Source organism: Candidatus Zixiibacteriota bacterium, from assembly GCA_040756055.1.
GTDB lineage: Bacteria > Zixibacteria > MSB-5A5 > GN15 > FEB-12.
On the sequence record JBFLZR010000002.1, the window covers coordinates 615,910 to 642,711 of the forward strand.

Below are 26,802 nucleotides of genomic sequence, written 5' to 3' on the forward strand. Positions count from 1 at the left end.
TTTCTCCCTCTGGTCGAAATGACGTTGCTCACTGGATTCCGTTTTTCAACGGAATGACAGAAAGGGGACGGAATGACAGAAAGGGGGACGGAATGACGCGTCCGGGTGGCAGGCTCAAACTTTGTTTGGGCCTGACAATGGCGGATTCGAAGACGGGCCCGCCCTACTCTGGCCGTTATTGTGATACATATCGGAAATCATCAAAAACCATCCTCCCGCGTTAAGCATTCTATCAAAAAAGCAGAAATAAGGACGTTTTGTCAGGTTTCCGTTAACCTACCCAAAGGGCCGACCACCCGGGGCAAGCGCCGGTCCGATACTCAGTGATCGGTGAGCGCCATCCACTGCTCAATTTCGGTTCTCTCCTTGGGAATCTGGTTTGAAAGGACCCGGTGACCATTTTCCGTAACAAGGACATCATCTTCTATCCGGATACCAATCCCGGATTCCGGCAAATAGACACCGGGCTCAACGGTGATTACCATTCCGGGCTCCAGCGGCTGCCAATAATCCCCAACATCGTGAGTCTCTATGCCGAGGTAGTGTGATGTGCCATGGATGAACGCATCGACATACCCGGCTCTTTGAATGACACCTCTGGCGATAGCATGAACAGAGTCTGGCGTGATGCCAGGTTTGATTGCTTCAATTGCCGCCTTCTGCGCCTCGAGAACTACATCATAGATTTGTGCCTGAGCTTCCGTGAATTTGCCATCTACGGGGAAAGTTCGCGTAATATCAGCAGCATAGTGATTCCATTCCGCCCCGAAATCAATCAGAACGAGTTCTCCCGGCTTTATTTCCTTGTCAAGTCGTCCATAGTGGAGAACAGTCGAGTGTCTTCCAGCCCCAACGATCGGCGCAAAGGAAGCAAACTGAGCACCTTGCTGTTTGCACGATTCCTGAAGTTTCGCGGCGAGCTGGAATTCGGAGACACCCGGGCGAATCAGCGGTAGTGATTCTATCAATCCCTGATAAGTAACTTCAATCGCCTTCTCTATTGCGGCAATCTCTGATGGACTCTTTCGCATCCGCATCGCTTCCAGAAACTTTGAAGAATTCTTCGTTGTGACTCCCGGTATACGATCGCAAATCTTGCTGTAGAGGGCCATGTCTGGCGGGATTTCGGATCCTGGGCCTACAGGTCGTGAGATCATGTGTAGAACCGGCAAATGCCCGATGCGGCTTGTGAGCCACCAGTCAAGTTCCGAAGTGCGATTGATATCGTCTACCTGCAGAGCCGTCTTCAATGAGTCAGTGAGAGACGCTCGTTCGCCCAGCCAACGCTCTTCTTCCGGGTCTCTTGGGGCCAGGAACAGCACGGCACGGTGCTTCTCCCTGGGAGCCAGAAGCAAGATAGCTCCGGGATCATCAAGTCCGGTCAGATACCAGAAGTCCCCGTCGGCGCGATAGCCCATCTCGCCCCAATCTCCTCTGGAATAGATTATGGCCATACCGTCGCCAAGCGAATCGAGTAACGCCAGACGGCGCTCTGTGTAAACCTCCGGTCCAAACGTCATTGGCACCGAGGCATTCCGGTCATTGCCTTCAGCTTTCAGCAAAAGAACGCAGACGAGACCAATCAGCAGAAGCAGTGCCCGCGATCGAGCCTTTTTGAAATAGTACACGGCATCTGTCACCATTGTTTATCCTTTCACAATAATTCGCCGTTGCGCGAACGATTTTTATCCTGTGCCGACTTTCTTCCAGCACCGACGGAGTGTTGAGCCGGGAATTTTCTACGATGTACTCTCTCTCCAACCCGGCGGCACTCCTGGCGGTCGTAGGCATATTATGAGGGGCGTTTCTGCCAATTGCAGGCCAGACACTCTGGTCATTGCCGCTCGCCCGCCTTGAATTCAGTCCACGGTTGCGAAGGACGGCTCTGCAGAATATCCTTCATCCATTCGAACTGCTGGTGGTCGGCCAGAAACGCCCCAGCATCGAATGGAATTCCACACGCCGATCCCCATCGCGCCACAAAGCTCATCTGTTTGGCCATCTTTGTATCTACCACCTTGGCGTCCAAAGTCCCCCACGGATCGTTGGGGACCGTCGGCCATTGCTGAAAGGGTCTGTCTTCAAGTTCCCAATGACCACACAAGGTGCGCTCACCAGGGTGATCCTCTCGGCGGTAGACGTCATAATGGTCGGCTTCAAACTGTTTGCCCAATGCCACGTCGATCTTCCCGGCGTATTGGGCCATGAGTTGTTTCCAGCGAACGCGGCGCGCCACAACAGTCCCGCGGATATCGGTATCCTGAGTGTTAGTTTCGAATCTAAGAATCTTCAGGTCTTCTGCGATGTTAGACCCAACGAAGTATCCGTCTCGCTTACTTTCGAATCCGACATGTTTTAGGCCAAGTTCGAGCCGTGCAATTTCACCTGTGTTCACGTCACCCAGAAGCCAGGCATTAGCATATCCCCCGTTGTTACCCTGCTTCATGATAGCGCACCACTGGCCAATCGAGTCAGCATCCTGGGTAGCGCGACGTACCCTGGAAAACTCGGGGATGCCCTCCGGGTCAAAACCCTCAAAGGCCCCGATCGTGGTTTCTGCTCCCACCAGGCCGGCATCAGTGATGAAGAAATCCGTACCGCTGTGGATCCAACCCGGAAACGTTTGCATCAGAATCCTGTGTCCTTTTTCCGGGGCGATATCTATGATAACATTGGGTAACGCCATCCAGTAACCCAGCATTGTGTTATGTCCAAGGACTACGCCGCCATCAACTGTCATACTCCCGGTGGCAATAAAGGCACTGCAAGACTGTTTGCCGGGACTCTCTTTCCCATCTTTAATATTTTTCAATTCTTTGGGCCACCAGTACCAGATCAGTTCCAGGTAGGCATTGTAGGCGATGATATCGGCTCGAGAGTATTGGACGCCCGCAGCCAGGAGACCCTCCACTATCCCGTCCAGTTCGGCAAGGTTTTCCAGGTCGACCTTTCCCTCAAACATCGCTGATGCCTTTTCCGCAAGCCAATCCCACTCGGTTGCACTCCGGAACTCCCAGTCTCCACGCATGGCCTCAATTCCCGTTGAAATCTCCCTGGCCAAGAGAAAGCCATGTTGATACCCTCGCTCGCGCGCCGATCCTTCGATATGCAGATAAACCCAGCCAGCTTTTTCATGACGGTAGGCTTTATCCAGTACGGTCTGTTGAAAGTCGGCCTTGGACTCGATTTCAGCAGCAGTGATGGACGTCGCCCAGACAGGAGTGAACGCGGCCATAACAAGGGCCAGAAGGGTGGTTCTACGTATTGCGCTTCGCCATCCGTTCGTACTGGCCAGGCTCACAATAGTCCACGTCTTCATCCTTTTCTCCCTTCTCAAGCCTACATCGGGTGGATGCAAGCTTCGATATTTCTGATTATTCCGATTGACACCAGCAACAGATGCCCTCTGTCGTAGGCACCGGCACCGATTTTCTCGATAACCCGGTAATGCGACATCACCACGCCGCCGGTTAGTAGCACGTGGGTTTTCGTCTTATCTTCTACAGGTCGCATGTTTCTCTTCAAGTCAACGGGAACTGATGATTCCTACAGAAATCCAGACTGACGGCACACGATAGTTTACGGTGCCTTCCCACTCATCTCCCGTGTAACGGTCGCGGTAGCTGATGTCGGCGTCGTGAGAGGCAGACATAAGTCTAAAATCCACCACAAGATGCTGTTTCTTCCCGACAGGGATAACGAGTCCCAAGCGCAAATGCGGGGTGATCCCCCATCCCATATCGATCTGCTGCGCCTGCGTTGTGGAGTCGTACCCCGATATACTGATATCGGCCGGTTCATCGAGATACAGGTGATTGAAATACAAACTGATACCAACACCAGCATAGGGCCGTAATCGGCCGGCCGGCCTGCGCAGCGTAAGATCCAGGGTGGGTGAAAGGACAACAAAATCGGCTTCCGGCAGATTTTCAATATCCAGAGATGAAATAACTATATCTATGCCAGCTCTCGCAACGAGTGGCCGGAGATTATCAAAGAAGCCAGTAAAGCCGATTCCAAAACCGTTGCCGATCCCGTCAGACTTAGTTGTAAAAAGACCCGATATGGCGTACGAAAAATGACCTGCGTCATCAGGTGGCTTGGCTGAGCCCCCCATCAGGAGTGAATGAAAGGACAATGGTGAGTCATAATCCGCAACGAATGGCCTCGTGGCAAAGACCGTACCGTTTGCTGACATCGCAAAAACAGCAATCGATACGATGGCCATTATTTTCTTCATTCGACTTCACCTCCTTAGGAAGACATATGTGGTTACAGGATTTGCCAACAAACGGGTGGTATAGATTCTCATTCGTTCGGAAGAAGGAACGGACATCGAAAAACGATGATGCAACTCTCCTATATTAGGGTGCTGCTTCATACAAACGATAACGCCATCCCCCAACCATATTAGCCAGATTGAGTCAAAAGCTTGATGTGCAGGTTGGTGCCCCTTGAGTTCAGAATCAGAATAGCGGTTTTAAATTTTTAGGCAACATTTTTTTCGATGTAGCTTTACGGAAAAGACATAAAAAGAGCCACAAATCCGGGTAACCCGTCGGTCGAGGGCGGATGAGGCACTCGGGGCGAGGCTGTCTTCCCCGGCCCCCGCATTTTCACTACAACATCAGGGTAAAATCGCAGGCGAGGTGGTCGTATATGAGGTTGAACATTTCACGACAAAAGAACACGGTCGTAGCTGTCACGTGGGGATCCGCCACCGGCGGGACAGCACGAAAATTGATGCACCGAAATGGCTTTGCGGAATGGCGATAACTATCGATGGAGAATGCAGTTAGTGAGATGTAGCATGATTTCGGGATCCCTGAAAAATGACGAAACAAAGCCAATTTGAGGCTAACCGGTACCCGGTGAGTCTGAAGATTCACCGGGCACAAAGACATCTGAAGATTCACCGGGCACAACGAAGACTATGTCGGGGCCAAAGCAAGTTTGACCCTGCCACCCGGCAGCACCTGACCGGGCTTGCGTATAACATTTCAATTTATTACCTTATCAACCTATGGACGACAAACGTCAGGAAATAAGCATTAAATTGACGGCCGAAGTCAGCTGCGCGGGTTGAGCTTCCAAACTGGCGCCAAAGTTTTTGGCGGAAGCATTGAAAAACATCCCGCAGTCGAACCACCCGAACCTTCTGGTCGGCTTCAATAAAGCCGATGACGCCGGGGTGTACAAAATAAACGACTCACAGGCGCTGGTGCAGACTGTCGATTTCTTCCCGCCCATAGTTGACGACCCGCTGAATTTCGGGCGGATAGCGGCGGCAAACGCGCTTTCCGATGTTTACGCGATGGGTGGCACGCCGATTACCGCCTTGAACATAGTCGGGTTTCCCAGTGGTATGCCCGCCAGTGTCCTGACCGATATTCTCAAGGGCGGGTCGGAAAAAATCGAAGAAGCCGGCGCGGTGATAGTGGGCGGCCACTCGATCAAAGACAAAGAGCTTAAATACGGTCTGGCCGTCACGGGATTGGTTGATCCGCAAAAAGTCCTGACCAACGCCACCGCCAGGCCCGGCGACAAAATCTACCTGACCAAGCCGCTGGGGACCGGCCTTATCACCACCGGTATCAAACAAAGCCGGGTCTCGCCCGAACTGACAACTATCGTAATCCGCCAGATGTCGCAGCTTAACAGAAAACCCGCCGAACTTATGGTAAAGCACCACGCGCACTCGGCGACGGATATAACGGGCTACGGTCTTCTCGGCCACGCGTACGAGATGGCATCGGCATCGGAAGTCACAATCCGAATCTATTCCGAGCTCCTTCCGCTTTTGCCAGAGGCGCTCGAACTTGCGGGGGCCGGGATGATACCCGGCGGCGCCAACGCCAACCGGGATTTTCTCGACGGTAAATACACACTGGTTAACGCCATAGACAAGAATCTCGAACATGTCCTTTTCGACCCGCAAACATCGGGCGGCCTGTTTATAGCCATCGATGAAGCCAACGCCGCGAATTTCGAAAAAGACCTCGAAACCGAAAGAGTCTTCGCGATGCTTATCGGACAGGTCGAGGCCGCGGGGCAATATCCGCTGATAATAGAGTAATTTCACATGCTCAAGCGTATTTTCACCGACAGCCGTTTGCTGTATCTCTTGGCCGCGATTGTACTTGTCGGTGGATTTCTCTTCTGGACCTCGGATTTAACATCCGATCCCCCCATCTACTACGCCGGTATGGGACAGTCGCTTTCCACCGATCCGGCCCAGTATGTTTATCACGCCCGCAACAAAGTTCTTTTCGGTGACTGGGATCCGTTCGATTACCCGAGGTGGAAAGTCTATGAGCGCTCGTTGACATCGATGGTTGCTTATCTCTGGTTCAGTGTCGCCGGAGTCTCGCAAAGGCAAGCCAATATGGTGGGAGTGCTGTTGTCCTTGGGGGGGCTGCTTTTGTTTTTGCTGGCGGTCGCGAAAGAACATCGCCCGTGGGTATCGCTGGCGGTGGCGCTGTGCTGGGTGATCAATATCACTCTGATTGTTTATGGACGGCTGTCGTATCTGGAGAACGGATTGATTCTTCTGATGGCGCTGCTGTTTCTGGTTTACTCGCGATGGGGAGCGCGAGCGTGGGGTATGATGTTATCGGTGGTGGTGGTCGCAGTGGCGACTCTCATGGGCAAGCTATTCGGCGCGCTGCTTCTTCCGGCGCTGCTTCTGGCGATTCTTTTTTCGGGTATAGAGAATCGGTGGAGACGGGTGTTCCAGGCAATCGGCGCTTACGCGGTATCGATCGTGGTTTTGATTTTCATTCTCTACGGTTCGGATTTGAGCGCGGTGATGGGGTATTTCGGCGAGCAGTCTTACGGACTGCGAGGCTTTCCGGCGGGGCTCACCAGCCCGTGGGCGTTTTTTGAGCATCTGATTTCATTCGGGTATGAGAATCGCCTGTTCTATCGCGACCTTAGCCTGGTGCTTCTTCTGTTCTCCGGCGGCGCGGTGATGACGATGTATCTATTGTCGGGACAAACTCTGGCGAGTCTTTCGAGAGCGTCGAGATTGGCGATGTTCGCCTGTGGATGTATCATCCTGGGAATAATGCCGCTCAACTACTCCCCAATGCGGTATGCCCTGTTTTTGGTGCCGGTGATTTTTCTCTTTTGCTTCACGGCGGTGGACCAACTGTATCAATCGAAACCAATTGCATTGAAGAACAAAGGCTGGGGTGTGTGGGCGATTTTATTTTTTGTCTGCTGGCACGGGCTGTATCAGGTGGTCAGTGTGTCATCTTATCTCAACAACCCGCCGGTGCGCGCAATAACATGGTCAACCCTTCCGGTCGCGCTGGCGATAGTCCTGGCGCTGCGGATGCTGGTGCTGAAAAAGTCAGTCACTGTCCGAGCTGGATACCTGACAATCGCCGGGTTGCTGCTGGTGCTGTTCACGACCGGGTTCGGTTTGTACCGGATAGACGAGCATCTCGCGAGAAAGAACTACGATATAGCCGGAGCCAACGAGGACCTCGGTCAGATACTCGGCGAGGGTGCGGTGGTCTCCGCTCCTTATGCGCCGGCGCTGACAATCGATAACAAGCTCAAGTCGTTCATCCATCTTTTCGGAGTAGCCGAGGTGGACTCCACGCTGTTGGAGCGTGAGCCTATCACTCATCTGGCTATCGATGAATCCAACTGGACAGAGGCGGTGGCGCAGTACCCGAAACTCGAGGGGCTGCTTCCGATAACGATGTACTGGATACGCGACTATGCGGTCAGGATTTACAACATAAGCGGGACTTACGGCAACGAGCGGGCGATGGCGTACGAGAAGACCGAGTACGAAAAGGCGGCTGACCTTTATAATCTCAGAGAGCTAGACAGCGCGCTGGTAACAATGGAGCGTTTTCTGGCCACCAGCCCTAACTGCCGTTCGGCGAATCTTATTTACATAGAACTGCTGATAGCGGTGGGACGTTTCGGGGCGGCCGAAAGAATGCTGAACTATGTGACCACCCGGTATCCCCACGATTACTACACGAATCTTGTCTGCGGGCGATCATACCAGATTTTGGGGTTGGTCACGCGAGATCGACGTCTTGTGGATATAGCGCAGACGCATTATCAAAAGGCGGTCGAAAACAACCCGTACAAAGCCACTTATGCCCGACAGCTTTTTGATGAAACGATGCGAAATTTCGGCCCATCGGGCGGCTAAACGCTCTCAAGTCGAGCTTCAAGCCAGGTTCTTCAGGACAAAATCCCAGTTAACCAGTTTCCAGAAAGTATCGACATACCCGGCCCGGTTGTTGCGATAGTCGATATAATAGGCGTGCTCCCAGACATCGCAGGTCAGTACCGGCTTGAATCCTTCGGCGATCGGGCAGCAGGCGTTGGGCCCAGCCAGTATATCCAGCGAGCCGTCATCCTTTTTGATCATCCATACCCAACCGGAGCCAAACAGCGTAACCGCGCTCTGGGTAAACACTTTCTGAAAGGTGTCGATGCAACCGAAGCTGTCGCTTAAGATTGCGGACACTTTTTCCGGGATGCCGGTCATGCCGCCCGGCTTGAGGCAATTCCAGTAAAACGTGTGATTGAAAACCTGAGCGGCGTTGTTGAAAATCCCGCCGGAACTTTTGCGGATAATGTCCTCAAGAGAAAGCTCTTCGAATTCCGTGTCGGCAATGAGTTTGTTGAGGTTGTTGACATACGCCTGATGGTGCTTGCCGTAATGATATTCAATCGTTTGTGCCGAGATGTGTGGCGCGAGGGCGTCATTCGGATAAGGCAGTTGGGGCAGCTTGTGTTCCATGAAACCTCCCGTTGTAAAGGTATTGGCTATCTAACCATATCTGAACGGCAGAGGCTTGTCAATTATTTTCCTGTGGGTGTCGAAGGCATATATACGTAAAAAACATGAAATTAATCGCCGTCGTTGTTGACATCGACCGCTCTTAACCATATTATAGAAATTAATCAGTGTCCCCCGCCGCTTTTGCTGCAACGAACCCAAAGAGGGTTCGTATAAACTGCAGAACGCCGTGGTTTTTGTTGACTTAACAACCTGACATTGTTAACAATTTAGAAAGCTCCGTTAGATTGAGGCAAAGGTAAACCAAAATGGAAGTTGGCTTAGTTTACTCCAGCAGGGATCCCCGCCAGTTGAAGGCGCGGGATTTCGTCATCAATTTTATCAGGGAGCGAGGAATTTTAGCCAAGATAATCGAATCCGACGAGCCAGTTGATTCGCCCACCGTAATCGTTAACGGACAGAGCCTGACCGATCTAAGGGATAAGCCACGTCGCAAGGGCGCGGCCATGTTTCCCGACCTCGACTCCATCGCAAAGATTCTTGAAAAACACGCCTGGTGCCTGTAGCGATCTTGCGCCGTGATTAGTCGCTAACAAAGAGAAGACTCCTCGCACGACTGTATCCAATCGCCGGGGTGAGGTGTGTCCGGCGCGGCCGTTGTGAGGACAAGGCAATGTTTTCATTCCAAGAAAAAAGCGGCCGAGGGGCCGCTTTTTTCGCCAGTGTCCGGATAATAGATTACCCGTTTATCTTTTCATCGAGAAAATCAATGAGTTCGGCGACTTTCATCCGCTTTTGTTCCATACTGTCGCGGTCGCGCAGCGTCATTGTTTCATCCTCAAGCGTCTGTCCGTCAACGGTAATGCCAAACGGGCAGCCGGCTTCGTCCATGCGGGCGTATCTTCGACCAATAGCGCCGGAAACATCATAGAACACTTTGAAGCGCTTTTTCAGTTCGTTGTAGATGTTTTCGGCGAATTCCGGCATACCGTCTTTTTTCACCAGTGGAAATACCGCCGCCTGTATGGGGGCTATTTTTGGCGACAGCCGCATGAAGACCCGCGTCTCGCCTTTTATCTCGACTTCATCGTAACCGTCGACCAGAAGAGTCAGCAGGGTGCGGTCACAGCCGGCGGAAGTCTCTATGATATATGGGATAAACTTTTCCGTATAGCGATCATCGTTGTAGCGGAGATCCTTTTTGGTAGCTTCCATGTGGCGACCCAGGTCGAAATCGGTCCGGTTGTGAATACCTTCGAGTTCCTGCCATCCGAACGGATATTCGTATTCGATATCATAGGCGGCCTTGGCGTAGTGGGCCAGTTCGTCTTCGCTGTGCTGATGCCACCGCATTTTCTCCATCTTGATTCCCAGCGACTGGTACCACTCCCAGCGCTGCTGCCGCCAGTATTCGAACCACTGGTTGTCCTCGGAAGGGTGTACGAAGAACTGCATTTCCATCTGTTCGAACTCGCGGGTCCGGAAAATGAAATTGCCGGGGGTGATCTCGTTGCGGAAGGCCTTGCCAATCTGCGCGATACCAAAGGGGATTTTCTGACGGGATGAGTTTTTCACGTTGAGGAAGTTGACATAGATACCCTGGGCCGTTTCCGGCCGTATATAAACAATGTTGGCCTCATCCTCGAGCGGCCCCATAAAAGTCTTAAACATGAGGTTGAATTGTCGGGCTTCGGTAAGCTCGCCGCCGCATTCAAGGGGCGATTTCGATGGTTTCAGGGGGCAGCGGGCCTGCTCCAGTTGGTCGGCGCGAAAGCGCGCCTTACACTTCTTGCAGTCCACCAGCGGATCGGTGAACTCCGAAACGTGTCCGGAGGTGTGCCAGACCTGAGGATGCATCAGGATGGCCGCGTCGAGGCCCTCGATATCATCGCGCCGGTTGGTCATGGCGTCCCACCAGTAGTTTTTCAGATTTCGTTTTAGTTCGGCGCCCAACGGGCCGTAGTCCCAGGTCGAGCCGAGGCCGCCGTAAATTTCCGAAGAGGGAAAGACAAAACCGCGTCTTTTGCACAGGGATACTATTTTATCCATCAGGTCGTTGTTATTCGTGCCCATTTGGTAGTTTATCCTATCAGTTGACTGTTTTTGAGCTTTTCGATAAATCCCAGTGATTTAAGGTCCGACTTAAACCCGGTCTGACTGGCCAGGAATTTGGTCAGGGTATCGAGAAACCGTGAGGCTTCGGCGAACCCAACCTCAATTTCGGCAGCTTCAGCCAGTGACGAGGTTTGCAGGGCCAACAGCCGCTGGTAGCTATCGTACGAAAAGCCAATATAATACTCTCCCGGCTTTTGGCAAGCCTCGCAAACAAGGCCGCCCCGCTCTACCGCGAACTTCAATTCTCCCCCTTCGGAAAACCTGCCCAACTCCTTGCCGCAGCCCACACAGTAGGCCAGCGAAGGGTGATAACCGAGCTGGGAGAGCGCTCGCAGGTAAAAAGCCGTAAAAAGGCCCGGCAGCGCGGTTTTTCTGACACGTTCGACCTGAGCCAGATACGAGGCAAAATAGCCGTAGAGACTTCTCTGGGGTTCATCCTCGGGAAGAATCAGGTTCAGAAGTTCCGAGGCCGCGGAGGCATAGGCGAGACGCCCCAGGCTGCCCTCCCCCTCCAAAGAGCAGGCCTGCACAAGCTCAACTTCGCGAATATACCCTCTCGTCTCTTTTTCCGAGTGGTAGAAAGTGATTTCCATCCGGGCGAACGGCAGAAGGCGGCCGCGTTTTGACTTGAAGCTCCTGCCACCTTTATCAATCAGGGCGATTCTGCCGAAATCCTGAGAGAAGAAGACGACGGTTCTTGATGATTCTGACCAGTTGAAGGCTTTGAGCAGAATGGCTTCGGATTTTTCGAGCGACATTTCGTTCTACTGGCCCCGGTAACGGTAGATAATCTCGTCGGGATAGGCCATGCGGTAGCGGGTGCGCGCGACAGTTTCGATATAGCTCTCGTCGCTCTCAAGCATCTTTTTGACGCGAGAAGCATCAACGAGGTCAACCAAGTTGCGATGATTTGCCTCGAGCAGGTGTTTTTTCTCAAGCTCCAGCCGGATTATTCTCGGTATCCCGTATGTCCCGCTCATAAGGGAATAGACAAAAACGATCCCGATAAACCAGAAGCCGTATTTAACGACTTTACGTCTCACTCTCTGATTGGTGTTGGACAGCCTTGAAATCAGGTTATCCGTCAGAGGGGTGAAGATCGATGGAGATTTCTTTACTCTTCTTGGCACGTGGCTAATTAACGACGGCCGGATTTCCGGCGCAATATAAAACTGGCCGATGGGTTTTCGGACCTGTTCAGAATATGAACAGTCGTCCATAAACCCCTGCCGGCTTTAAAACTTTGGCGGATTTGTCCGATAATATGTAAAGCGGTATATTCCTATTCTTTCGGAACCTCGTACGGCTATGACAGACGCGGAGCGGTTTGTTTTCACTGTGGCGACAATGGATCTGAATGCCCCTCTTGAAGCGGGGTGCCCCGGCGCGGGCAATACACGACAAAACGGGACAACAAACATCTGAGGAATGCGCAAGTAATGGTTAAAGAAAAATCCAAGCCCAGATTAGACGAAATACTTCTGAGTGAAGGTCTCATATCGGAAAAGCAGATCAAGCACGCTCTCGAGCGACAAAAGTCCTGCGGTGGAAAATTCGGCTCGCAACTGCTGCATCACGGTGATATAGACGAAGCCGGGCTGGTGAAAGCCCTGGCGATTCAATTCGCGTGTGACGGTGTGGTGCTATCGAGACTGGAGATTCCGGATATCATTCTCAAGTTCATTCCACGAAGACTGGCGGTCGCCCGCAAAGTGGTCCCGTTCGATTATGATATCGAAAACAATCTTCTGAAAATTGCCTGCGAGGATCCCAACGATGATTCGCTCGTCAACGAGATTTGTTTTGTGACTCGCGGCAAGAAGATAAAGCTTTATATCGCGGCGGAAATCGCCCTTAATAACGCCATCGCCAAGTATTATCTCGGCAAGGAAGTCGGGATGGCCGATTCGGTCCGGCTCGAGGTTCCCAATGGCGGCGTGGGCAGCGGGAAAATCCCGATAGCTAAAGAAGCCGCAGCTTCGGCGGTGAACAGCGCGAAGGTTAACGGCGATCATGTTCTGCTGGTAACCGATGACAAATCCACCGCTCCCCATCTGCAGGCCTTGCTGCACAGCGGCAACTACCAGGTCACGATCTGCGACTCGGCCGATGACGCCATAGACATACTCGGCATGCATCAGTTCCACTCGGTGTTCATAAAAGACACCGTATCCGGCGATTACCTGGACCTTATCGACCGCCTCCGCAAAATATCGCCCGATACCGTGGTGCGGTATTATGAGTCGGCCTCGGCCCTGCTTCTCGAGGATGATGTTCATCCGGTGGAGGAAAACCTGCTGAGAAGAAATCTCGAACTCTACACCTACCTGCTGAATGCCCGCGACAAGCTTCCTTCTGACCATACCTGTGTGATGGGCAGCTTTGCCGACAAACTGTGCGCCAGAATGCAGATACCCTACAAGGACCGTCTGGCGATCGTGAACGCGGCATATGTTCACGATGTTGCCCGTCATTATTACAACGTCGGCGGACCGACGGATCGTGATCAGCTTGCCGCGCTGACGATAAAGCTGCTCAGATCGCTGGGCTATTCCCCGGTCGTTATAGCCATGTTGCGTTGCATGTACAAAGACCTCAAAGGCAAATATACCAAGCGTCTGCCGGTGGAAATTCTCGGCGGAAACATCCTCACCGTCGTCAACATCTTCGCCGGCGCTTTCGAAGGGGCGGAGCGTCTGTCTCTGGATCGTCTGGATACCCTTCAGAAGAAACTGCGCGATCAGGCGGGCAGTTTACTTCTACCCGAGGTCGTTGAAGCCTTTATTAGTCTTCTCAAAGACGAGATTCTGAAATTCCACAGCACGCAGAACGCTTTGCAGATCATGCTGTTTTCGAGGATGCCCGATGTTACCAGGGCCGTTGAGGAACGTCTCAAAAACGCCGGCTATCGCATTATCGGCACCGACAGTGTCGCGAAATTCAGCGAGTTGTACGAAAGGAGCCGCCCGGATATCATCATACTTGCCCCCGACAACGAAGCCTCGTACCTGATGACTTTCCTCGATGAGCTGATGATGCGTGAAATCTCTTTTGACAAGACGCCTACCTTCATCATGAAAAGCGGAGTACCTTCGGGCATGCTCCTGTCGTTGTTCGAACTGGGCGTGGAAGATGTTATCGCGACCGACGGCAATCTCGAGCTGCTGGTGGCCAAAATTGACCGACTGGCGCAGAGACTTCAAACCAAGAAGGATGAAGTTGCCGATATGGATAAGGCCAACGGCAGTCTCGCGCACAGCAGCCTCACCGAGCTGATTAATATTCTGGCCGGGGGACAGCGTACGGCCAAGCTGACGGTTACCCCGACGCAGTCACCGGACAAACCTCTGGTGATCTTCTTCGGATACGGTTCCATCGTATTCGCCCGCCTCGACAAACTTGTGGGTGAGGAGGCTATCTACACCGCGGCCGGTTGGGTTGATGGGGAATGGAACGTCGAAACGGTCAAAGAGGATGACCTGCCTTCGCCCAATGTTACGCGGTCGGACGAAACCATACAGATGAACACGTTCAGGATACTTCGCGAATCCACGAAAGCCCCAAAGGTGGAATAGCCGGGGCTATGGCACGCGCCTTGCGAAGCGCCGTAGAAAATCAAGCTTGCTTCGTTGGCGTCTCTTCGTTTTGTCAGGAATCAGATCGTAGTAATCCTCCACCCTCCTGGCGGCTTCAATAGCGTCTTTTTCCCGGTCGAGCCTGTCAAAGCACCGGTTGAGATTGTAGTCACACTCTACCAGGTTGTAGTAATTGCCGGGTGAGACGGCCAATTTCCCCCTTAGTCGGAGGTATACTTCGATCGCCCCGTCGTAATTTTTCTTTTCGTAAAGCGCCTCAGCCAGAGGCCACAGAAACAGCTTTCCATCGGGGAACTGCCCGAGCATTTCTTCACAGATGGTTACCACGGAGTCGTATTTGTCCATGTCGAGCCAGATCCATATCAGCGCGTTGCGGGCGGGATGTCGCGATATGATTGACGAGTCTACGGCAAGATAAAGCTCGTCTACTCCCTTTTCCCTGTCATTTTTGAATATCTGCAGCCATCTGAGAATGCCGGCCTTGGCGGATTTCCAGTAATGATACATCCCCAGGCCACCGTACAGATCGTAAAGAGTACTGTCAGACTCAAATCCTTTCTCATAGTCCGACCGGGCATTCAGCGCCAACTTGAGTGCCGACGTAAACGATCCGAATCTGGACTCCCACAGGGAACGATATGCTTTGGCGTGACCCAGCCAAAGATACATCCAGGCCGCCTGTCTTCCCGACGCATCCACCAGCCGAATCTCAGCCAACGATATCGATGTGTCCGCCAGACGCCTGAATTCATCTGAGTCAAGTTCTTCTTCAGCATCGGTCATCCGGGCGAGATAGACAGCCGCTTTGAACAGATAGCCGATGGGATCGGCTGAATCCATCCCAACAAGCGAATCCAATGTCTTCTGAGCGCTGTCGAATCTATCATTAAGAAGATGACTCTGGGCGCTGATGAGGAACTGCTGCTTTTCGTCGGTCATATAGTCATCGGCACGTACCGACGAGCCGACAACGGTTATCGCAAGCACCGCTGCGGGCCAGAACAAATTTCTGGAGCGGATAAATAGTCGTGAATAATCGGAAACGGCCATCATCAGTGCAAGAAGATTCACGTGAGGCCGCGGGGCAATAATAAACTTCGCTCTATCAGACAACGGCGTCGCCGGGGAGGAAATCGAGAAGTTCCACGTCGCGATCGACAGTCGCGGTGATAATCACCAGCGAGCCGACCTGATGATAAACCAGACGACAGCCCCGGCAATTGTGATCGAAGAAAGTAATGTTGTGTCTGACGACCTGAGAATCCTTCAGGTCCGACGGGATTTCAAACTCATCGGACGGCGCCACGAATACCGATATCAACCGGTCGTCGTCGGCGTAGACGAAGTGAGCCATTCGAATACCCATGATTTCCTCGGAGGTTCCTCCAACCAGCTGAAAATCGGACACCTGAGGTTTGAGGTCATAGGCGTATTCGCGCTGGACGGCCGCCAGGACTTGCGCGGTCGCGTCACCATCGCTGTAGACATTCATATTCTCGGTAGCTGTCCAGTGGGCCTGTTCCAGCGGGAGGTAACTGCCGTTGTGACGGTAAAACGCGGCCAGAAGCAGACCGGCGCCGACGAGAATCACCAGCGACGCCGCGGCAACCAACGTCCTGGTGGTCAACCTAAAAAAACGGGGTTGTCTCCGGCCGGGACTTTCTTTGTCGATTTCATCGAGCCGATCCAGTATTTTGGATTTGAGGTGCTCGACTTTGGGCAATGATGCAGCGTGCTTGATTTTTTCGTTTATGAATTCCTGAACCGACTGCTCAAGACGGTAGACTTCGAAACAGTCCCGGCAATTCTCGAGATGTTCCTTCACCTTTTGAGTATCGATCTCAGATGCTTCCCTGTCAATTATGTCATACAGTAAATCGAGGGCGTCCTGACAGTTCATCTTGCTTTATCCTTGACGTAGCCGTTCTTGATTGCGTAATCGAATAGCTCTTTTTGCAGCAGTTTCCGACCGCGGTGAAGCCGCGACTTTACCGTTCCCAATTGTAAATCGGCAATATCGGCGATTTCCTGATATGAGAACCCCTCCAGGAAAGACAACACCACCACCAGTCGAAAATCATCGGGCAAATTCTCTATTGCTTTCTTAACATCATCGTCGAAGATCTTTGAGAAGAGGTGGCGTTCGGGGTTTTCAGCCGACTCGACAGTCGCCAACTGTCCGTAAAGGAAGTTGTCATCGACCTCGTCAACGTTAACAGCCATCGGCGATCGGGATTTCGATCGATAGTCGTTAATGAAGATGTTGGTCATGATCTTGAACAACCATGCCCGACAGTTGGAACCCGGTTCGAACTTGTCCCAGAAACGATATGCCTTTACAAACGTCTCCTGAACCAGATCCTCGGCATCACTTTCATTTCTGGTCATACGAAGAGCCGTGCGCAGCAAGGCATCCATGTGAGGCAACGCCTCGGACTCGAACGCTTTTCTTTTGGCTAACTCTTCTTTTTTCCGGTCGGCCATTCTTGTTCACACTTTCTGTAGCCGCAACCGGAGCAAATGACCTATGTTCATAGATTAAAACATATTCGCCGGTTGCGATGTTCCCTTTGCCCTTTTAAATCCGGACTTTCACAAATAATTTTGACATCCCCGATACATTCAAGAGGACGCCTCGGTCTCCCTCGGGTTTGGTTGGGCCTTATTATAATAAGCGCTGCCGGGCGTGTTAACAAGGTTTTTTCGGCACCCGCTGACGCCAGTGGTCGCTATGTTCATAGGAATCATACTATTACTGACCCTGTCGAAATGCCTTTGGCTCATCCGGAAGTTGTCAGCGGCGACTATGCCCAATAACCTCCAGCGAGAACTTGCCGGACAGAATCTTGTTATAGACACCATGAAACAGTATCATTTGATATACGATGATAATTGTCCTGTTTGTCTGTCTTCGGTTGGAAAAATCTCTAAGCTGGACAAACTGGGGCTTGTCAATCGGGTGCCGCTGTCACAGGCACTAAAGGCGCGTAACCCGAATATGCCGGTTAAGGATAAACTGGCCGAGCAACTTCATCTGGTCACGCCCGAAGGAAAGATTTATCGCGGGGCCGAGGCGGTCGGTATTCTGGCGACGCTCTTTCCTCAATCGAGACTGCTGGGACAATTCATGCTTCTTCCCGGAGTGAGATTTTTGGCGCGCGCGGTGTACAGGCTGATTGCCCGCCACCGAATGCGCCTTTCGCGATTGATGCCTCTGAACTGACGGCGGGCAGACTCAGCCGATTATTTTGAGCTTGGCGTAGCGGACCATGATTTTCTTTATCCCTACCCCGGTGAATATGATTTTCAGGGTAAGCGATTCCCCGAATCCCTCGGCTCCGACGATTTTGCCGCGGCCGAAGGTGGGATGCTCGACAATGCGTCCGACCCGCATTAACTCCGACTGCTCGAAATCGTAGTGGACGCCGAGATTCTCATCGCGGGTCGCCGTCTGCCGCGTCGAAAAGAATCCACGCTGTCGGTCGTGGTCCTGGCTATATTCGAAACGCCGACGTGTTCGTCTTTCGTGGCGTTCCAAAAGGTTCTCGGGGATCTCTTTTATGAAACGCGACGGGATAGACTCCACTTCACCGAACCGGTGGCGCATGGTGGCGCTGGACAGATAGAGCTTGTTTTTCGCCCTCGTGGCGCCGACATAAAAGAGCCGGCGCTCTTCTTCCAGCTCCATCGGCTCGGCGACCGCTCGTGCCAGCGGAAAGAGACCTTCCTCAAGACCCACCAGAAACACAATTTCATACTCGAGGCCTTTGGCCGAATGCAGGGTCATAAGAGTGATTTTATCTTCGACCTCAGAGTACTGATCCAGATCGGAAAAGAGGGAGATATCGGCAAGGTAGTTCTCAAGCGTAGCTTCGCCATTGTGCCGCGCGTACTCCGCCATGCCCTCGATGAAAGCTTCCACGTTCTCTATTTTGGTCTGGGCGATGATTTCGTCCTCCTGACGAAGCTCCTCGAGAAACCTGAGATCTTCCACCAGGTCTTGCGCGAGCAGATCTATCGGCTCGGTGTCTCGCTTCTGGCGATACTTCTCGACCAATTCGACGAAAGGCGCTATTCGTTTCGCGCGAGATGACAGTTCGGGTATCTCATCGAGTTTAAGTAACAGCTCGTAAGCGGAGACACCCCGCTCGCGTGCCAGAGCTTGGATGTCGGAGAAAGTTTTGGCGCCGATACCTCGCTTGGGATAGTTTATTACCCTCTCCAAAGCGACATCATCCTTGATGTTTACGATCAGCTTGAGATAGGCCATGAGGTCCTTGATTTCCTTGCGCTGATAGAAAGAAATGCCGCCGACTATCTGGTATGGGATATTGTTTCGTCTGAGTTGTTCCTCGAAAGCTCTTGACTGCGCGTTGGTGCGGTAGAGCACCGCCATATCTTTCAGGTTCGTTTCGGCCCGCTCCCTGCCGAGGAAGTCAACAACCGCAATCGCTTCTTCTTCCGCCGAATCCACCAGAAGCAACTGCACCCGGTCGCCTCCCTGTCTCTCGGTCCACAGTTTCTTAACCTTGCGCGCCTGGTTGTTGGCGATTACGCTCGAGGCGACGCCGAGAATTACTGTGGTCGAACGATAATTCTGCTCGAGCTTGATTATTTTAGCGCCCGGGTAGTCTTTTTCGAACTCGAGGATGTTTCTTATATCCGCTCCGCGCCAGCCGTAGATAGACTGGTCTTCATCGCCCACCACGCAGATATTGTTGTGCTCTCCAAGCAGATGCTTAAGAAGCAGGTACTGAACGTGGTTGGTGTCCTGGTACTCATCGACAAGCAGGTATTGATACCGCGACCGGTATCGCTCGCCGATTTCTTCGCTGTTTTTGAGGAGCATGACGGAGTTGAAGAGCAGATCATCGAAATCCATGGCGTTGCATTCGCGAAGACGGCTCTGGTAGAGTTTATAGATGTTGGCCGTGCCGGTTTCGAAGTATCCGGAGGCGCGCTCGGCGAAGGTATCGGCGCTGATGAGCTTGTTTTTGGCGTTGGATATTTTCCGCATCTGCGCCCGCGGCGCAAATTGACTGCCTGTCAGACCAAGATCTTTGAGACAGTTTTTGACCAGTGTCTCCGAGTCGCTGTCGTCGAAAATCGTGAACTTGTTATCGTAACCGAGAATCTCTCCCTCACGCCGGAGAAACCGGGCGCAGAAGGAGTGGAAGGTGGAGACGTTGAGCGATGGTATCTCGCCTCCCAGAAGCGCGTTGACGCGCTCTTTCATCTCCCCGGCGGCTTTGTTGGTAAACGTAACTGCCAGCACCTGGTGCGGCTGGGCCAGCCGCTCGAATAGAATGTAGGCGACACGGCGGGTCAATACCCGCGTCTTGCCCGAGCCGGCTCCGGCGATGACGAGAAGCGGCCCCGATGTCGTGGTTACCGCCTCAAACTGGTCGGGATTGAGGTCTTTCAAAAGTCTGCTCATAGCGATAAGTCTGAATATATGAAGGTTGAAGACATGTGCAATCGCTTTGTGACTTTTTCAGACACGATTAAGATCGATTTTTTGCGGATTAATAAAAGAAAGGGTTGATCGACTATTCAATCAACCCGAAATCTTCTGTGTGTCGTCAATCAAATCGCTGATTAAGCCTGCGGCTCGATCTCGTAAACGGAAACTCTCTTGCCGCTGCGACCGACACGCTCATACTTGACCACGCCGTCAACTTTGGCAAAGAGAGTGCAGTCCGTACCCGTGCCAACGTTGTAGCCGGCCCTGATGGGGGTGCCGCACTGGCGCACCAGAATCGAACCCGCCGTGACAGTCTCACCACCGTAGACTTTGGTGCCCCGGCGTTGTCCCTGAGAGTCGCGACCGTTCTTTGATGAACCTACACCTTTTTTGTGTGCCATATCTTACTCCGTCGAATTTTCCCTATTTCAAATTGTGCCGATTGAATCGGCGCAAGAGCCTGTAATTATAACCAATCCCGACAAAAAAGCAAACGAAAATTATAATCTTTTATCTGACAACAACTTAAAGACAAAGGCGTACGCTCCGTCAGCAAAACAGCCGGACTATATCCGGCTGCCTGCTTTTATCGATATTATCCTGACCTCTGACTATTTCGTCACTTTCTCCTGCGACTCCTGTTTGCTGTCGTTGAAGGTGAAGGTGAGGTGTTCTTCGGCGGCGCCGATAATCAGGTCGCAATCGCCGGCATACTGCCCGCGAAGAATCTCTTCAGCCAGCGGATCTTCGAGATATTTCTGCAGAGCTCTCTTCAGCGGACGAGCGCCATAAGCCGGCTCGAAGCCTTTGTTGACCAGGAAATTCTTGGCTTCATCGGTCAGCTTGAAACTGATGCCCTTCTCGGCCAGACGTTTGGCGATATCGGTGACGAGAATCTCGATAATCTCCTTGATGTGGCCGCGATCAAGAGCGTGGAATATTACGGTTTCGTCGATGCGGTTGAGAAGTTCCGGGTTGAAGAGCTTTTTGAGCTCATCTATAATCCGTTTCTTCATCGTGCCGTGGGAGCTATCCACCGACTGCGAATCGAACCCAACCGTTTTGGAATCGCTGATCTGACGCGTTCCGATGTTGGAGGTCATAATCAGGACGGTGTTTCTGAAGTCAACCTTGCGTCCGAACGAATCCGTCAGCGAGCCATCATCCATCAACTGCAGCAGGATGTTGAAAACATCGGGGTGGGCTTTCTCGATTTCATCGAGCAGCACCACCGAGTACGGTTTGCGACGGACTTTCTCGGTCAGCTGGCCGCCTTCCTCGTAACCGACATATCCGGGAGGAGCGCCGATCAGGCGGGAGACCGCGAATTTCTCCATGTATTCGGACATATCGATCCTGATGAGCGAGTCGACATCCTCGAACAGGAAATTCGCCAGGGTGCGGGCCAGTTCGGTTTTCCCCACGCCGGTCGGGCCGAGGAAGATAAATGTTCCAATGGGACGACGAGGGTCGGACAATCCGGCGCGGGCGCGGCGAATCGACTGCGAGATAACGCGAATCGCGTCTTCCTGACCCACGATGGACTTTCTCAACTCGTCTTCCATCCTCACCAGACGTCGGGATTCGCTTTCCTCGAGACGGAACAGCGGAATACCGGTCATCTTGGCCAGCACTGTCGCGACATCATCGGCCGTAAGCACGACCTTTTCGTTATTGCGCGTTTCTTCCCAGCTTTTCTGAAGCTCGGCGAGTTTTTCCTTTTTCATTTTTATTTCATCACGAAGCTGCGCGGCGGTCTCGAACGCCTGATTCTTGACAGCCTTCTCTTTCTTTTCCTGAAGCTCGGTGATGGCGGTTTCGATTTCGGCGAACTCCCCCGGGCGCGTGTAAGTGGCCAGGTGAGCGCGCGACCCCGCTTCGTCGACGAGGTCAATCGCCTTATCGGGCTGGAATTTGCCCGACACGTAGCGGTTGGACAGCTTCACGGCCGCCTCAATAGCCTCATCGGATATAATCAGCTTGTGGTGTTCTTCGTATTTGGTCCGAAGACCTTTGAGAATCTTGATAGTGTCTTCTTCCGACGGTGGTTCCACCATAACGGTCTGGAAGCGACGGTCCAGGGCGCCGTCTTTCTCGATATACTTGCGGTACTCGTTCATGGTGGTGGCGCCGATACAGCGCAGTTCACCGCGCGAGAGCGACGGTTTGAAAATGTTGGAAGCGTCGAGGGAACCCTCGGCGCCGCCGGCGCCCACGATAGTGTGAATCTCATCGATAAAGATGATAACATCGCTGGCGTTGATGATTTCGTTCATGACCGCTTTGAGGCGTTCTTCGAACTGGCCGCGATACTTTGTTCCGGCCACCAGAGAGGCCATGTCGAGCGTGACGACTCTCTTGTTCTCGAGAGTCTGCGGTACTTTGTTATCGACAATGCGCTGGGCCAGACCTTCAGCGATAGCCGTCTTACCCACCCCCGGCTCGCCGATAAGAACCGGATTGTTCTTTTTGCGGCGGGAGAGAATCTGCGCCACGCGTTCGATCTCGTCTTCGCGGCCGATAATCGGGTCGAGTTTTCCGCGGCGGGCCAGTTCGGTCAGGTCGCGGCCGAAATGATCCAGGGCGGGCGTTTTGGATTTTTTGCGTTTCTTTTTGAACGATGACGGCTTGCCGCTCTGTATGTTCTTAAGTTCTTCGTAAGCTTCCTTGTAATCGATCTCATATGTGGACAGCACCTGAGCGGCGACTCCTTCTTCGTCCTTGAGAAGCGCCAGAAGAATGTGCTCGGTGTCGATATCCTTGGACTTCAGCGCCCGTGCTTCTTGACCCGAGACTTCGAGAGTCTTTTTGGCCCTGGCCGTAAGCGGCAGTTGGCCCATGGTCATGGTCCCGCCCGACGGCTGCACGACTTCTTCGATAGAGGTCTTCAGATCAGCGGTATCGAGACCGAGATTGGAAATGATCTCGTTAGCGCGACCCTCGCCAAGCCGGATGAGACCCAGCAAGAGATGCTCCGTCCCGATATAATCGTGCCTCAAGCGAGCAGCTTCATCGCGAGCGAACTCAATCGCTTTTCGGGCAGCTTCGGTAAACATCTCGTTCATGGTCTATATTCCCTTATGTTATTGTATTCCCTTGTTCTCTTGCTTAACAAAATAATCCCGAAATTGTTGCATCGGCTATTTGTTTTGTTCCCTGAGTTTTTCCCTAACCATCTGAGCCCGAACGAAATCACGCTTGTTGGCATCCATCTCATAACCATAGAACTTCTGAAGGTGCGCCGGCTGAGACAGAAGCAGGATATCGTTAATCAGGGCGATATTCAGAAAATCGATAATCTTCATGGCATGGCCGAGCCGGACGGCTGACAGAAGGTTCATGACCTCATCGGAGGTCAACACGCGGGCGTGTTTTAAGATACCATAGGCGCGCCAGATCTTATCTTCGATCATATCCTCGGCTTCATCGCGCAGCCGCTGACGCGCGGCAGCTTCTTTTTCGATAATTTCCTTAGCGACCCGTTCTATTTGATTGAGTATTTCTTCCTCGCTGATACCGAGCGTGTTCTGGTTGGAAAGCTGAAACAGATTCCCCAGAACATCGGAACCTTCGCCATAAAACCCTCTGACAACCAGACCGCTTCGGGTGATGTGCGAAATGACTTTGTCTATTTCGCGAGTCAGAACGAGACCGGGAAGGTGTATCAGTACCGAGGCGCGCATCCCCGTTCCGGCGTTGGTCGGGCAGGCGGTCAGATAACCGAAATCGCGATCGTAGTCGAATTCCAGATAGCGCCCGACTTCTTCCTCGTATTTAATAGCCATTTCGTAGGAACCTTTGGGGTCCATACCGGAGGACAACGCCTGGATACGCAGGTGGTCCTCTTCGTTGACCATAATCGAGACGCGGGCGTCGGGATCGATAAACAGCGCCTTGAACGCCTCGCCGTTGAGAAACGCGGGCGAAATCAGGTGACGTTCGATCAGGAAGTTCTGGTCGAGTTCGTTGATATCCGACGCTTTGTAGTATGATCCCTCGCCGAGCATTTTCGAACGTGCCAGACAGGAGTCGAAATAATTGATTATTCTCTTGCGGGTTTCTTCGTCGGCCGATTCGGGATAACCGCATCCGGCGATATTTCGCGCCAGCCTCACCCTGGTTGAGAGAACGACCAGCGACTCATTGCCTTCGCCGGAAAGCCAGGCCGCCGGATTTTTCGCCATATCTTCAAACATCGTGCTCAAGCTCTGCCCTCTTATTTATTCCCGGATAGTGATTCCCTGTACGTTTTCAGTTTGTCACGAAGCTCGGCGGCCCGCTCGAAATCTTCCGCTTCGATAGCCTTCTTCAATTCCTCTTCCAGCCGTTCTTCTTCGCGCACCGAGATAGTGCCGGCGGTCTCGCCTTTTTCCACCTTAATCTCCGGACCCCGCCCGCGATGCAGCGAGGCGCCGTGAATCTTGCGCATTATCGGTTCCAGACGAGCGCGGAAAGCGCCGTAGCAGTCACCGCAGCCGAATCTCCCCTGCGTGGTAAAAGCATCGAATGTCAGTCCGCAGGTCGGACAGGTGATTGTCTCGCGGCCTTCCGCCTTCAAAGTCGCCGGAACGTTGGCGGCCATTCCCGAGAGTACCTCCGCCAGCGGGAAAGGTACGTTCTCCAGCGGCGAATGAAACCCCCGCGCCGCCGCGCACTCCTTACACAGCGATAACGTCATCTTCTCGTTATTGACTATCTGCGTAAGATGCACATGCGCTTCACGTTTTTTACAGTCCTGACAAAGCATATATCTTCACCTTCTCAAGCTATCTCCCGAATAGCTCCATCGACAATTGTAAGATTACGGTCGCACCGCCGGGCCAATTCCTGATTGTGCGTCGCGATCAGGAAGGTGATACTCTGTTCGGAGTTCAGCTCGAATAGCAGCTCGTGAAGACGTCGGCCGGTCGCCGTATCGAGATTTCCCGATGGTTCATCGGCAAGCACGATATCGGGTTCGTTGGCCAGCGCTCGCGCGACGGCTACCCGCTGCTGTTCACCTCCCGATAACTGATGCGGACGGTGCTCCGCTCTATCTTTTAAACCTACCTGCTCCAGCAGCAGTTCCCCCTTGCCAAGCGCGTCGCTTTTCTTCTCTCCAGCGACCAGCAATGGGATCATCACATTCTCCAGAGCAGTGAAATCTTCAAGCAAGTAATGGAATTGAAACACGAAGCCAATCTTCTTGTTTCTGAACATCGCCAGCGACTTCTCCGACTGCCCGGTCAACGCCACTCCACCTACCAGTACTTCTCCCTTAGTAGGACGGTCCAGACCTCCGAGAATGTGCAGCAGGGTGGATTTGCCCACTCCCGACGCGCCGGTGACGGCCACAGTCTGGCGCCGGCTGATATCCAGATCGACACCCGTCAGCACCTTCAAAACGGTGTTGGCCGTGCGGAACTCGCGATGTATGTCTTTGGCCGACAAAATGCTTTCTTTTGCGTCAATCAAGATTACGAAACTCCGATTTCATTTCAATCCCATTTGGCCTGCTATAGTACTATTTTCGCCAAATACGGGCAAAGTTTTAGCTAACAACGCCTTTTTCAAAAACCTCATTTACGCAGGACATCTATCACCGATACCCGCGCCGCCTGATAGGCCGGATAAAGCGCGGCAAAAAAGCAGATGATAAATGTCGCGATTCCTGTGCCCATGAAATCTAACCAGTGAACCTCTATAGGTAAATAACTAATAAAATAAATATCGGGCGGCAGCGAGATCAACTCGAACCGGTTCTGGATATAAGCCGCCAGCAAAGCGATAATCCAGCCGCCGACCACACCAACGGTGCCAATTGTTAAGCCATTTAGCACGAATATCTTACGCACAGAGCCGGGGGTTGAGCCGATGGTCTTCAGAATGCCTATTTCAGAGCGTTTTTGCATAGTCAGCATGACCAGTGTAGAAATTATCGAGAAGGCCGCTACCAGAACGATAAGAATGAATCCGAGAAATAATATCAGTTTTTCGAACGCGATCCATCCGAACAGATTCTGGTGGAGCACATTCCACGGGACAACATCGTAACGATACCCCAGCGTTGAATCAATCAGCGGCGTCATTTGCTCCGCCAGGAAGATATCATCGAGCTTCAGATGCACCGCGGTGACAGCATTGTCCACCTTGAAGAGTTTCTGAGCCGATTCAAGGGATATATAAGCCAGTTGAACATCGAATTCATAAAGCCCGGTCTCGAAAATTCCGGATATGTAGAATTTGGCCACCCGTGGACGCGTGTTGCGGTGAAGATCTTCTCCCTTTAATGAGTACAGCACTACCGGCTCACCCAGAAAGACTCCGAGGCGTTCGGCAAGGGTTGCCCCTATGACCATCCCCGGAATAGTGTCGTCATCGACAATCACCTTCTTGAAATCGTACTCTCCGGCGGTGATATCCGCGGCGATGTTCGACGTTTTAGCCTCGAGGTCAGGGTCGATGCCTCGAATGATGATGCCGTCCTCCCCGGAGGCCGATGCGATCGCCGCCTTGTAGTAGATAAAGGGCGATGCCGCCGCGACACCATCGATGGATTCCAGCGTATCGACCAGTTCGTAGTAGTTTTCGATGCGCCCCCCTCTCAGGGGAAAAATGGAGATATGCGAGGTGGTGCCGAGCAGGCGGGAGCGGATTTCGGACTCGAACCCGTTGTGCATCGACATCACGAAGCATACGACCGCCACGCCCAGAGTGACGCCCAGGATGGTTATCCAGGTGGAGACGGAGACGAAAAACCGTCCGGACCGTAGATATCTTCGGGCTATAAACGTTTCATATCGCACCGAGTCATTATACACCTGAGTTCAAGTCAAAATCAACCATAATTGGGGCAGAGCCGGATTATCGCA

General features: G+C 52.6%; 23 protein-coding genes. 5 read left to right on the top strand and 18 right to left on the bottom strand.

Annotated elements, in window-relative coordinates:
- Window positions 1-320: 320 nt before the first annotated feature.
- The 4 genes from AB1483_05940 to AB1483_05955 all read right to left on the bottom strand — a co-directional run bounded on the left by AB1483_05940 (window position 321) and on the right by AB1483_05955 (window position 4,240).
- Window positions 321-1,643 carry a Xaa-Pro peptidase family protein gene (locus AB1483_05940; GenBank protein MEW6412001.1) on the bottom strand — a complete coding sequence of 441 codons (1,323 nt, stop codon included), beginning with the start codon at window positions 1,641-1,643 and terminating at the stop codon, window positions 321-323.
- A gap of 191 nt (window positions 1,644-1,834) precedes the next feature.
- Window positions 1,835-3,319 carry a C45 family peptidase gene (locus AB1483_05945; protein MEW6412002.1) on the bottom strand — a complete coding sequence of 495 codons (1,485 nt, stop codon included), beginning with the start codon at window positions 3,317-3,319 and terminating at the stop codon, window positions 1,835-1,837.
- Window positions 3,320-3,339: 20 nt separating this feature from the next.
- The gene (locus tag AB1483_05950; protein MEW6412003.1) at window positions 3,340-3,513 is read right to left on the bottom strand and encodes a hypothetical protein; all 174 of its coding nucleotides are present in this window, start codon (window positions 3,511-3,513) and stop codon (window positions 3,340-3,342) included.
- Between the two features lie 13 nt (window positions 3,514-3,526).
- Window positions 3,527-4,240 (bottom strand): hypothetical protein, encoded by a 714-nt coding sequence (locus tag AB1483_05955; protein ID MEW6412004.1) that lies wholly within the window; start codon window positions 4,238-4,240, stop codon window positions 3,527-3,529.
- 783 nt (window positions 4,241-5,023) lie between these two features.
- Between AB1483_05955 and selD the strand changes: the two genes are divergently transcribed.
- Together selD and AB1483_05965 are read left to right on the top strand one after the other, a co-directional pair.
- A complete protein-coding gene (gene selD / locus AB1483_05960; GenBank protein MEW6412005.1) occupies window positions 5,024-6,076 on the top strand; it encodes a selenide, water dikinase SelD in 1,053 nt (350 codons plus the stop codon).
- Window positions 6,077-6,082: 6 nt separating this feature from the next.
- Window positions 6,083-8,179 (top strand): hypothetical protein, encoded by a 2,097-nt coding sequence (locus AB1483_05965; GenBank protein MEW6412006.1) that lies wholly within the window; start codon window positions 6,083-6,085, stop codon window positions 8,177-8,179.
- Window positions 8,180-8,197: 18 nt separating this feature from the next.
- Here AB1483_05965 and AB1483_05970 read toward each other — a convergent pair whose 3' ends face one another.
- Window positions 8,198-8,776, bottom strand: coding sequence for a Fe-Mn family superoxide dismutase (locus AB1483_05970; protein MEW6412007.1), 579 nt, complete (start codon window positions 8,774-8,776; stop codon window positions 8,198-8,200).
- A 308-nt stretch (window positions 8,777-9,084) separates the two neighbouring features.
- Here AB1483_05970 and AB1483_05975 point away from each other — a divergent pair, with 308 nt between their 5' ends.
- Window positions 9,085-9,342: a hypothetical protein gene (locus AB1483_05975; GenBank protein ID MEW6412008.1), complete on the top strand. Its 258-nt coding sequence runs from the start codon at window positions 9,085-9,087 to the stop codon at window positions 9,340-9,342.
- A gap of 172 nt (window positions 9,343-9,514) precedes the next feature.
- On the opposite strand, the gene AB1483_05980 is transcribed toward AB1483_05975, so the two are convergent.
- From AB1483_05980 to AB1483_05990, 3 genes are read right to left on the bottom strand one after another with little or no spacing between them, the layout of a single operon-like run.
- Window positions 9,515-10,849, bottom strand: coding sequence for a glycine--tRNA ligase (locus AB1483_05980; protein ID MEW6412009.1), 1,335 nt, complete (start codon window positions 10,847-10,849; stop codon window positions 9,515-9,517).
- A gap of 8 nt (window positions 10,850-10,857) precedes the next feature.
- Window positions 10,858-11,649, bottom strand: coding sequence for a DNA repair protein RecO (gene recO, locus AB1483_05985; protein MEW6412010.1), 792 nt, complete (start codon window positions 11,647-11,649; stop codon window positions 10,858-10,860).
- Between the two features lie 6 nt (window positions 11,650-11,655).
- Complete coding sequence (locus tag AB1483_05990; protein MEW6412011.1) at window positions 11,656-12,111, bottom strand: septum formation initiator family protein; 456 nt, start codon at window positions 12,109-12,111, stop codon at window positions 11,656-11,658.
- Window positions 12,112-12,330: 219 nt separating this feature from the next.
- Between AB1483_05990 and AB1483_05995 the strand changes: the two genes are divergently transcribed.
- Window positions 12,331-14,466 (top strand): DUF4388 domain-containing protein, encoded by a 2,136-nt coding sequence (locus AB1483_05995; GenBank protein MEW6412012.1) that lies wholly within the window; start codon window positions 12,331-12,333, stop codon window positions 14,464-14,466.
- Window positions 14,467-14,472: 6 nt separating this feature from the next.
- Here the strand turns inward: AB1483_05995 and AB1483_06000 are convergent, their stop codons facing one another.
- From AB1483_06000 to AB1483_06010, 3 genes are read right to left on the bottom strand one after another with little or no spacing between them, the layout of a single operon-like run.
- A complete protein-coding gene (locus tag AB1483_06000; protein ID MEW6412013.1) occupies window positions 14,473-15,558 on the bottom strand; it encodes a hypothetical protein in 1,086 nt (361 codons plus the stop codon).
- Window positions 15,559-15,592: 34 nt separating this feature from the next.
- Complete coding sequence (locus tag AB1483_06005) at window positions 15,593-16,387, bottom strand: zf-HC2 domain-containing protein (GenBank protein MEW6412014.1); 795 nt, start codon at window positions 16,385-16,387, stop codon at window positions 15,593-15,595.
- Window positions 16,384-16,971 carry a sigma-70 family RNA polymerase sigma factor gene (locus AB1483_06010; protein ID MEW6412015.1) on the bottom strand — a complete coding sequence of 196 codons (588 nt, stop codon included), beginning with the start codon at window positions 16,969-16,971 and terminating at the stop codon, window positions 16,384-16,386. The genes AB1483_06005 and AB1483_06010 overlap by 4 nt, the downstream gene beginning before the upstream one ends.
- Before the next feature lie 322 nt (window positions 16,972-17,293).
- Here AB1483_06010 and AB1483_06015 point away from each other — a divergent pair, with 322 nt between their 5' ends.
- Window positions 17,294-17,710, top strand: a complete 417-nt coding sequence (locus AB1483_06015; GenBank protein ID MEW6412016.1) for a DUF393 domain-containing protein — start codon at window positions 17,294-17,296, stop codon at window positions 17,708-17,710.
- A 12-nt stretch (window positions 17,711-17,722) separates the two neighbouring features.
- Here the strand turns inward: AB1483_06015 and AB1483_06020 are convergent, their stop codons facing one another.
- The 7 genes from AB1483_06020 to AB1483_06050 all read right to left on the bottom strand — a co-directional run bounded on the left by AB1483_06020 (window position 17,723) and on the right by AB1483_06050 (window position 26,736).
- Window positions 17,723-19,924: a UvrD-helicase domain-containing protein gene (locus AB1483_06020; protein ID MEW6412017.1), complete on the bottom strand. Its 2,202-nt coding sequence runs from the start codon at window positions 19,922-19,924 to the stop codon at window positions 17,723-17,725.
- A 161-nt stretch (window positions 19,925-20,085) separates the two neighbouring features.
- On the bottom strand, window positions 20,086-20,352 hold the full coding sequence (rpmA, locus tag AB1483_06025) for a 50S ribosomal protein L27 (protein ID MEW6412018.1): 267 nt from the start codon (window positions 20,350-20,352) through the stop codon (window positions 20,086-20,088).
- Window positions 20,353-20,562: 210 nt separating this feature from the next.
- Entirely contained in the window at window positions 20,563-23,016 is a 2,454-nt protein-coding gene (locus AB1483_06030; GenBank protein ID MEW6412019.1) for an ATP-dependent Clp protease ATP-binding subunit, read from the bottom strand.
- A 75-nt stretch (window positions 23,017-23,091) separates the two neighbouring features.
- Window positions 23,092-24,147: a protein arginine kinase gene (locus AB1483_06035; protein MEW6412020.1), complete on the bottom strand. Its 1,056-nt coding sequence runs from the start codon at window positions 24,145-24,147 to the stop codon at window positions 23,092-23,094.
- Between the two features lie 20 nt (window positions 24,148-24,167).
- Window positions 24,168-24,698 (bottom strand): UvrB/UvrC motif-containing protein, encoded by a 531-nt coding sequence (locus AB1483_06040; protein ID MEW6412021.1) that lies wholly within the window; start codon window positions 24,696-24,698, stop codon window positions 24,168-24,170.
- Window positions 24,699-24,712: 14 nt separating this feature from the next.
- Window positions 24,713-25,405: an ABC transporter ATP-binding protein gene (locus AB1483_06045; protein ID MEW6412022.1), complete on the bottom strand. Its 693-nt coding sequence runs from the start codon at window positions 25,403-25,405 to the stop codon at window positions 24,713-24,715.
- Between the two features lie 104 nt (window positions 25,406-25,509).
- Window positions 25,510-26,736 carry an ABC transporter permease gene (locus AB1483_06050; protein MEW6412023.1) on the bottom strand — a complete coding sequence of 409 codons (1,227 nt, stop codon included), beginning with the start codon at window positions 26,734-26,736 and terminating at the stop codon, window positions 25,510-25,512.
- Window positions 26,737-26,802 lie beyond the last annotated feature (66 nt).

Bases quoted from the DNA above. Each gene is read 5' to 3' on its own strand.
- AB1483_06030 (MEW6412019.1), bottom strand. From the start codon at position 23,016: ATGAACGAGATGTTTACCGAAGCTGCCCGAAAAGCGATTGAGTTCGCT.
- AB1483_05975 (MEW6412008.1), top strand. From the start codon at position 9,085: ATGGAAGTTGGCTTAGTTTACTCCAGCAGGGATCCCCGCCAGTTGAAG.
- AB1483_06020 (MEW6412017.1), bottom strand. From the start codon at position 19,924: ATGAGCAGACTTTTGAAAGACCTCAATCCCGACCAGTTTGAGGCGGTA.
- AB1483_05965 (MEW6412006.1), top strand. From the start codon at position 6,083: ATGCTCAAGCGTATTTTCACCGACAGCCGTTTGCTGTATCTCTTGGCC.
- AB1483_05955 (MEW6412004.1), bottom strand. From the start codon at position 4,240: ATGAAGAAAATAATGGCCATCGTATCGATTGCTGTTTTTGCGATGTCA.
- AB1483_05990 (MEW6412011.1), bottom strand. From the start codon at position 12,111: ATGGACGACTGTTCATATTCTGAACAGGTCCGAAAACCCATCGGCCAG.
- AB1483_06035 (MEW6412020.1), bottom strand. From the start codon at position 24,147: ATGTTTGAAGATATGGCGAAAAATCCGGCGGCCTGGCTTTCCGGCGAA.
- AB1483_05950 (MEW6412003.1), bottom strand. From the start codon at position 3,513: ATGCGACCTGTAGAAGATAAGACGAAAACCCACGTGCTACTAACCGGC.
- AB1483_05940 (MEW6412001.1), bottom strand. From the start codon at position 1,643: ATGGTGACAGATGCCGTGTACTATTTCAAAAAGGCTCGATCGCGGGCA.
- AB1483_06010 (MEW6412015.1), bottom strand. From the start codon at position 16,971: ATGGCCGACCGGAAAAAAGAAGAGTTAGCCAAAAGAAAAGCGTTCGAG.
- AB1483_05970 (MEW6412007.1), bottom strand. From the start codon at position 8,776: ATGGAACACAAGCTGCCCCAACTGCCTTATCCGAATGACGCCCTCGCG.
- AB1483_05945 (MEW6412002.1), bottom strand. From the start codon at position 3,319: ATGAAGACGTGGACTATTGTGAGCCTGGCCAGTACGAACGGATGGCGA.
- recO (MEW6412010.1), bottom strand. From the start codon at position 11,649: ATGTCGCTCGAAAAATCCGAAGCCATTCTGCTCAAAGCCTTCAACTGG.
- AB1483_06040 (MEW6412021.1), bottom strand. From the start codon at position 24,698: ATGCTTTGTCAGGACTGTAAAAAACGTGAAGCGCATGTGCATCTTACG.
- AB1483_05980 (MEW6412009.1), bottom strand. From the start codon at position 10,849: ATGGGCACGAATAACAACGACCTGATGGATAAAATAGTATCCCTGTGC.
- AB1483_05995 (MEW6412012.1), top strand. From the start codon at position 12,331: ATGGTTAAAGAAAAATCCAAGCCCAGATTAGACGAAATACTTCTGAGT.
- rpmA (MEW6412018.1), bottom strand. From the start codon at position 20,352: ATGGCACACAAAAAAGGTGTAGGTTCATCAAAGAACGGTCGCGACTCT.
- AB1483_06005 (MEW6412014.1), bottom strand. From the start codon at position 16,387: ATGAACTGTCAGGACGCCCTCGATTTACTGTATGACATAATTGACAGG.
- AB1483_06015 (MEW6412016.1), top strand. From the start codon at position 17,294: ATGCCCAATAACCTCCAGCGAGAACTTGCCGGACAGAATCTTGTTATA.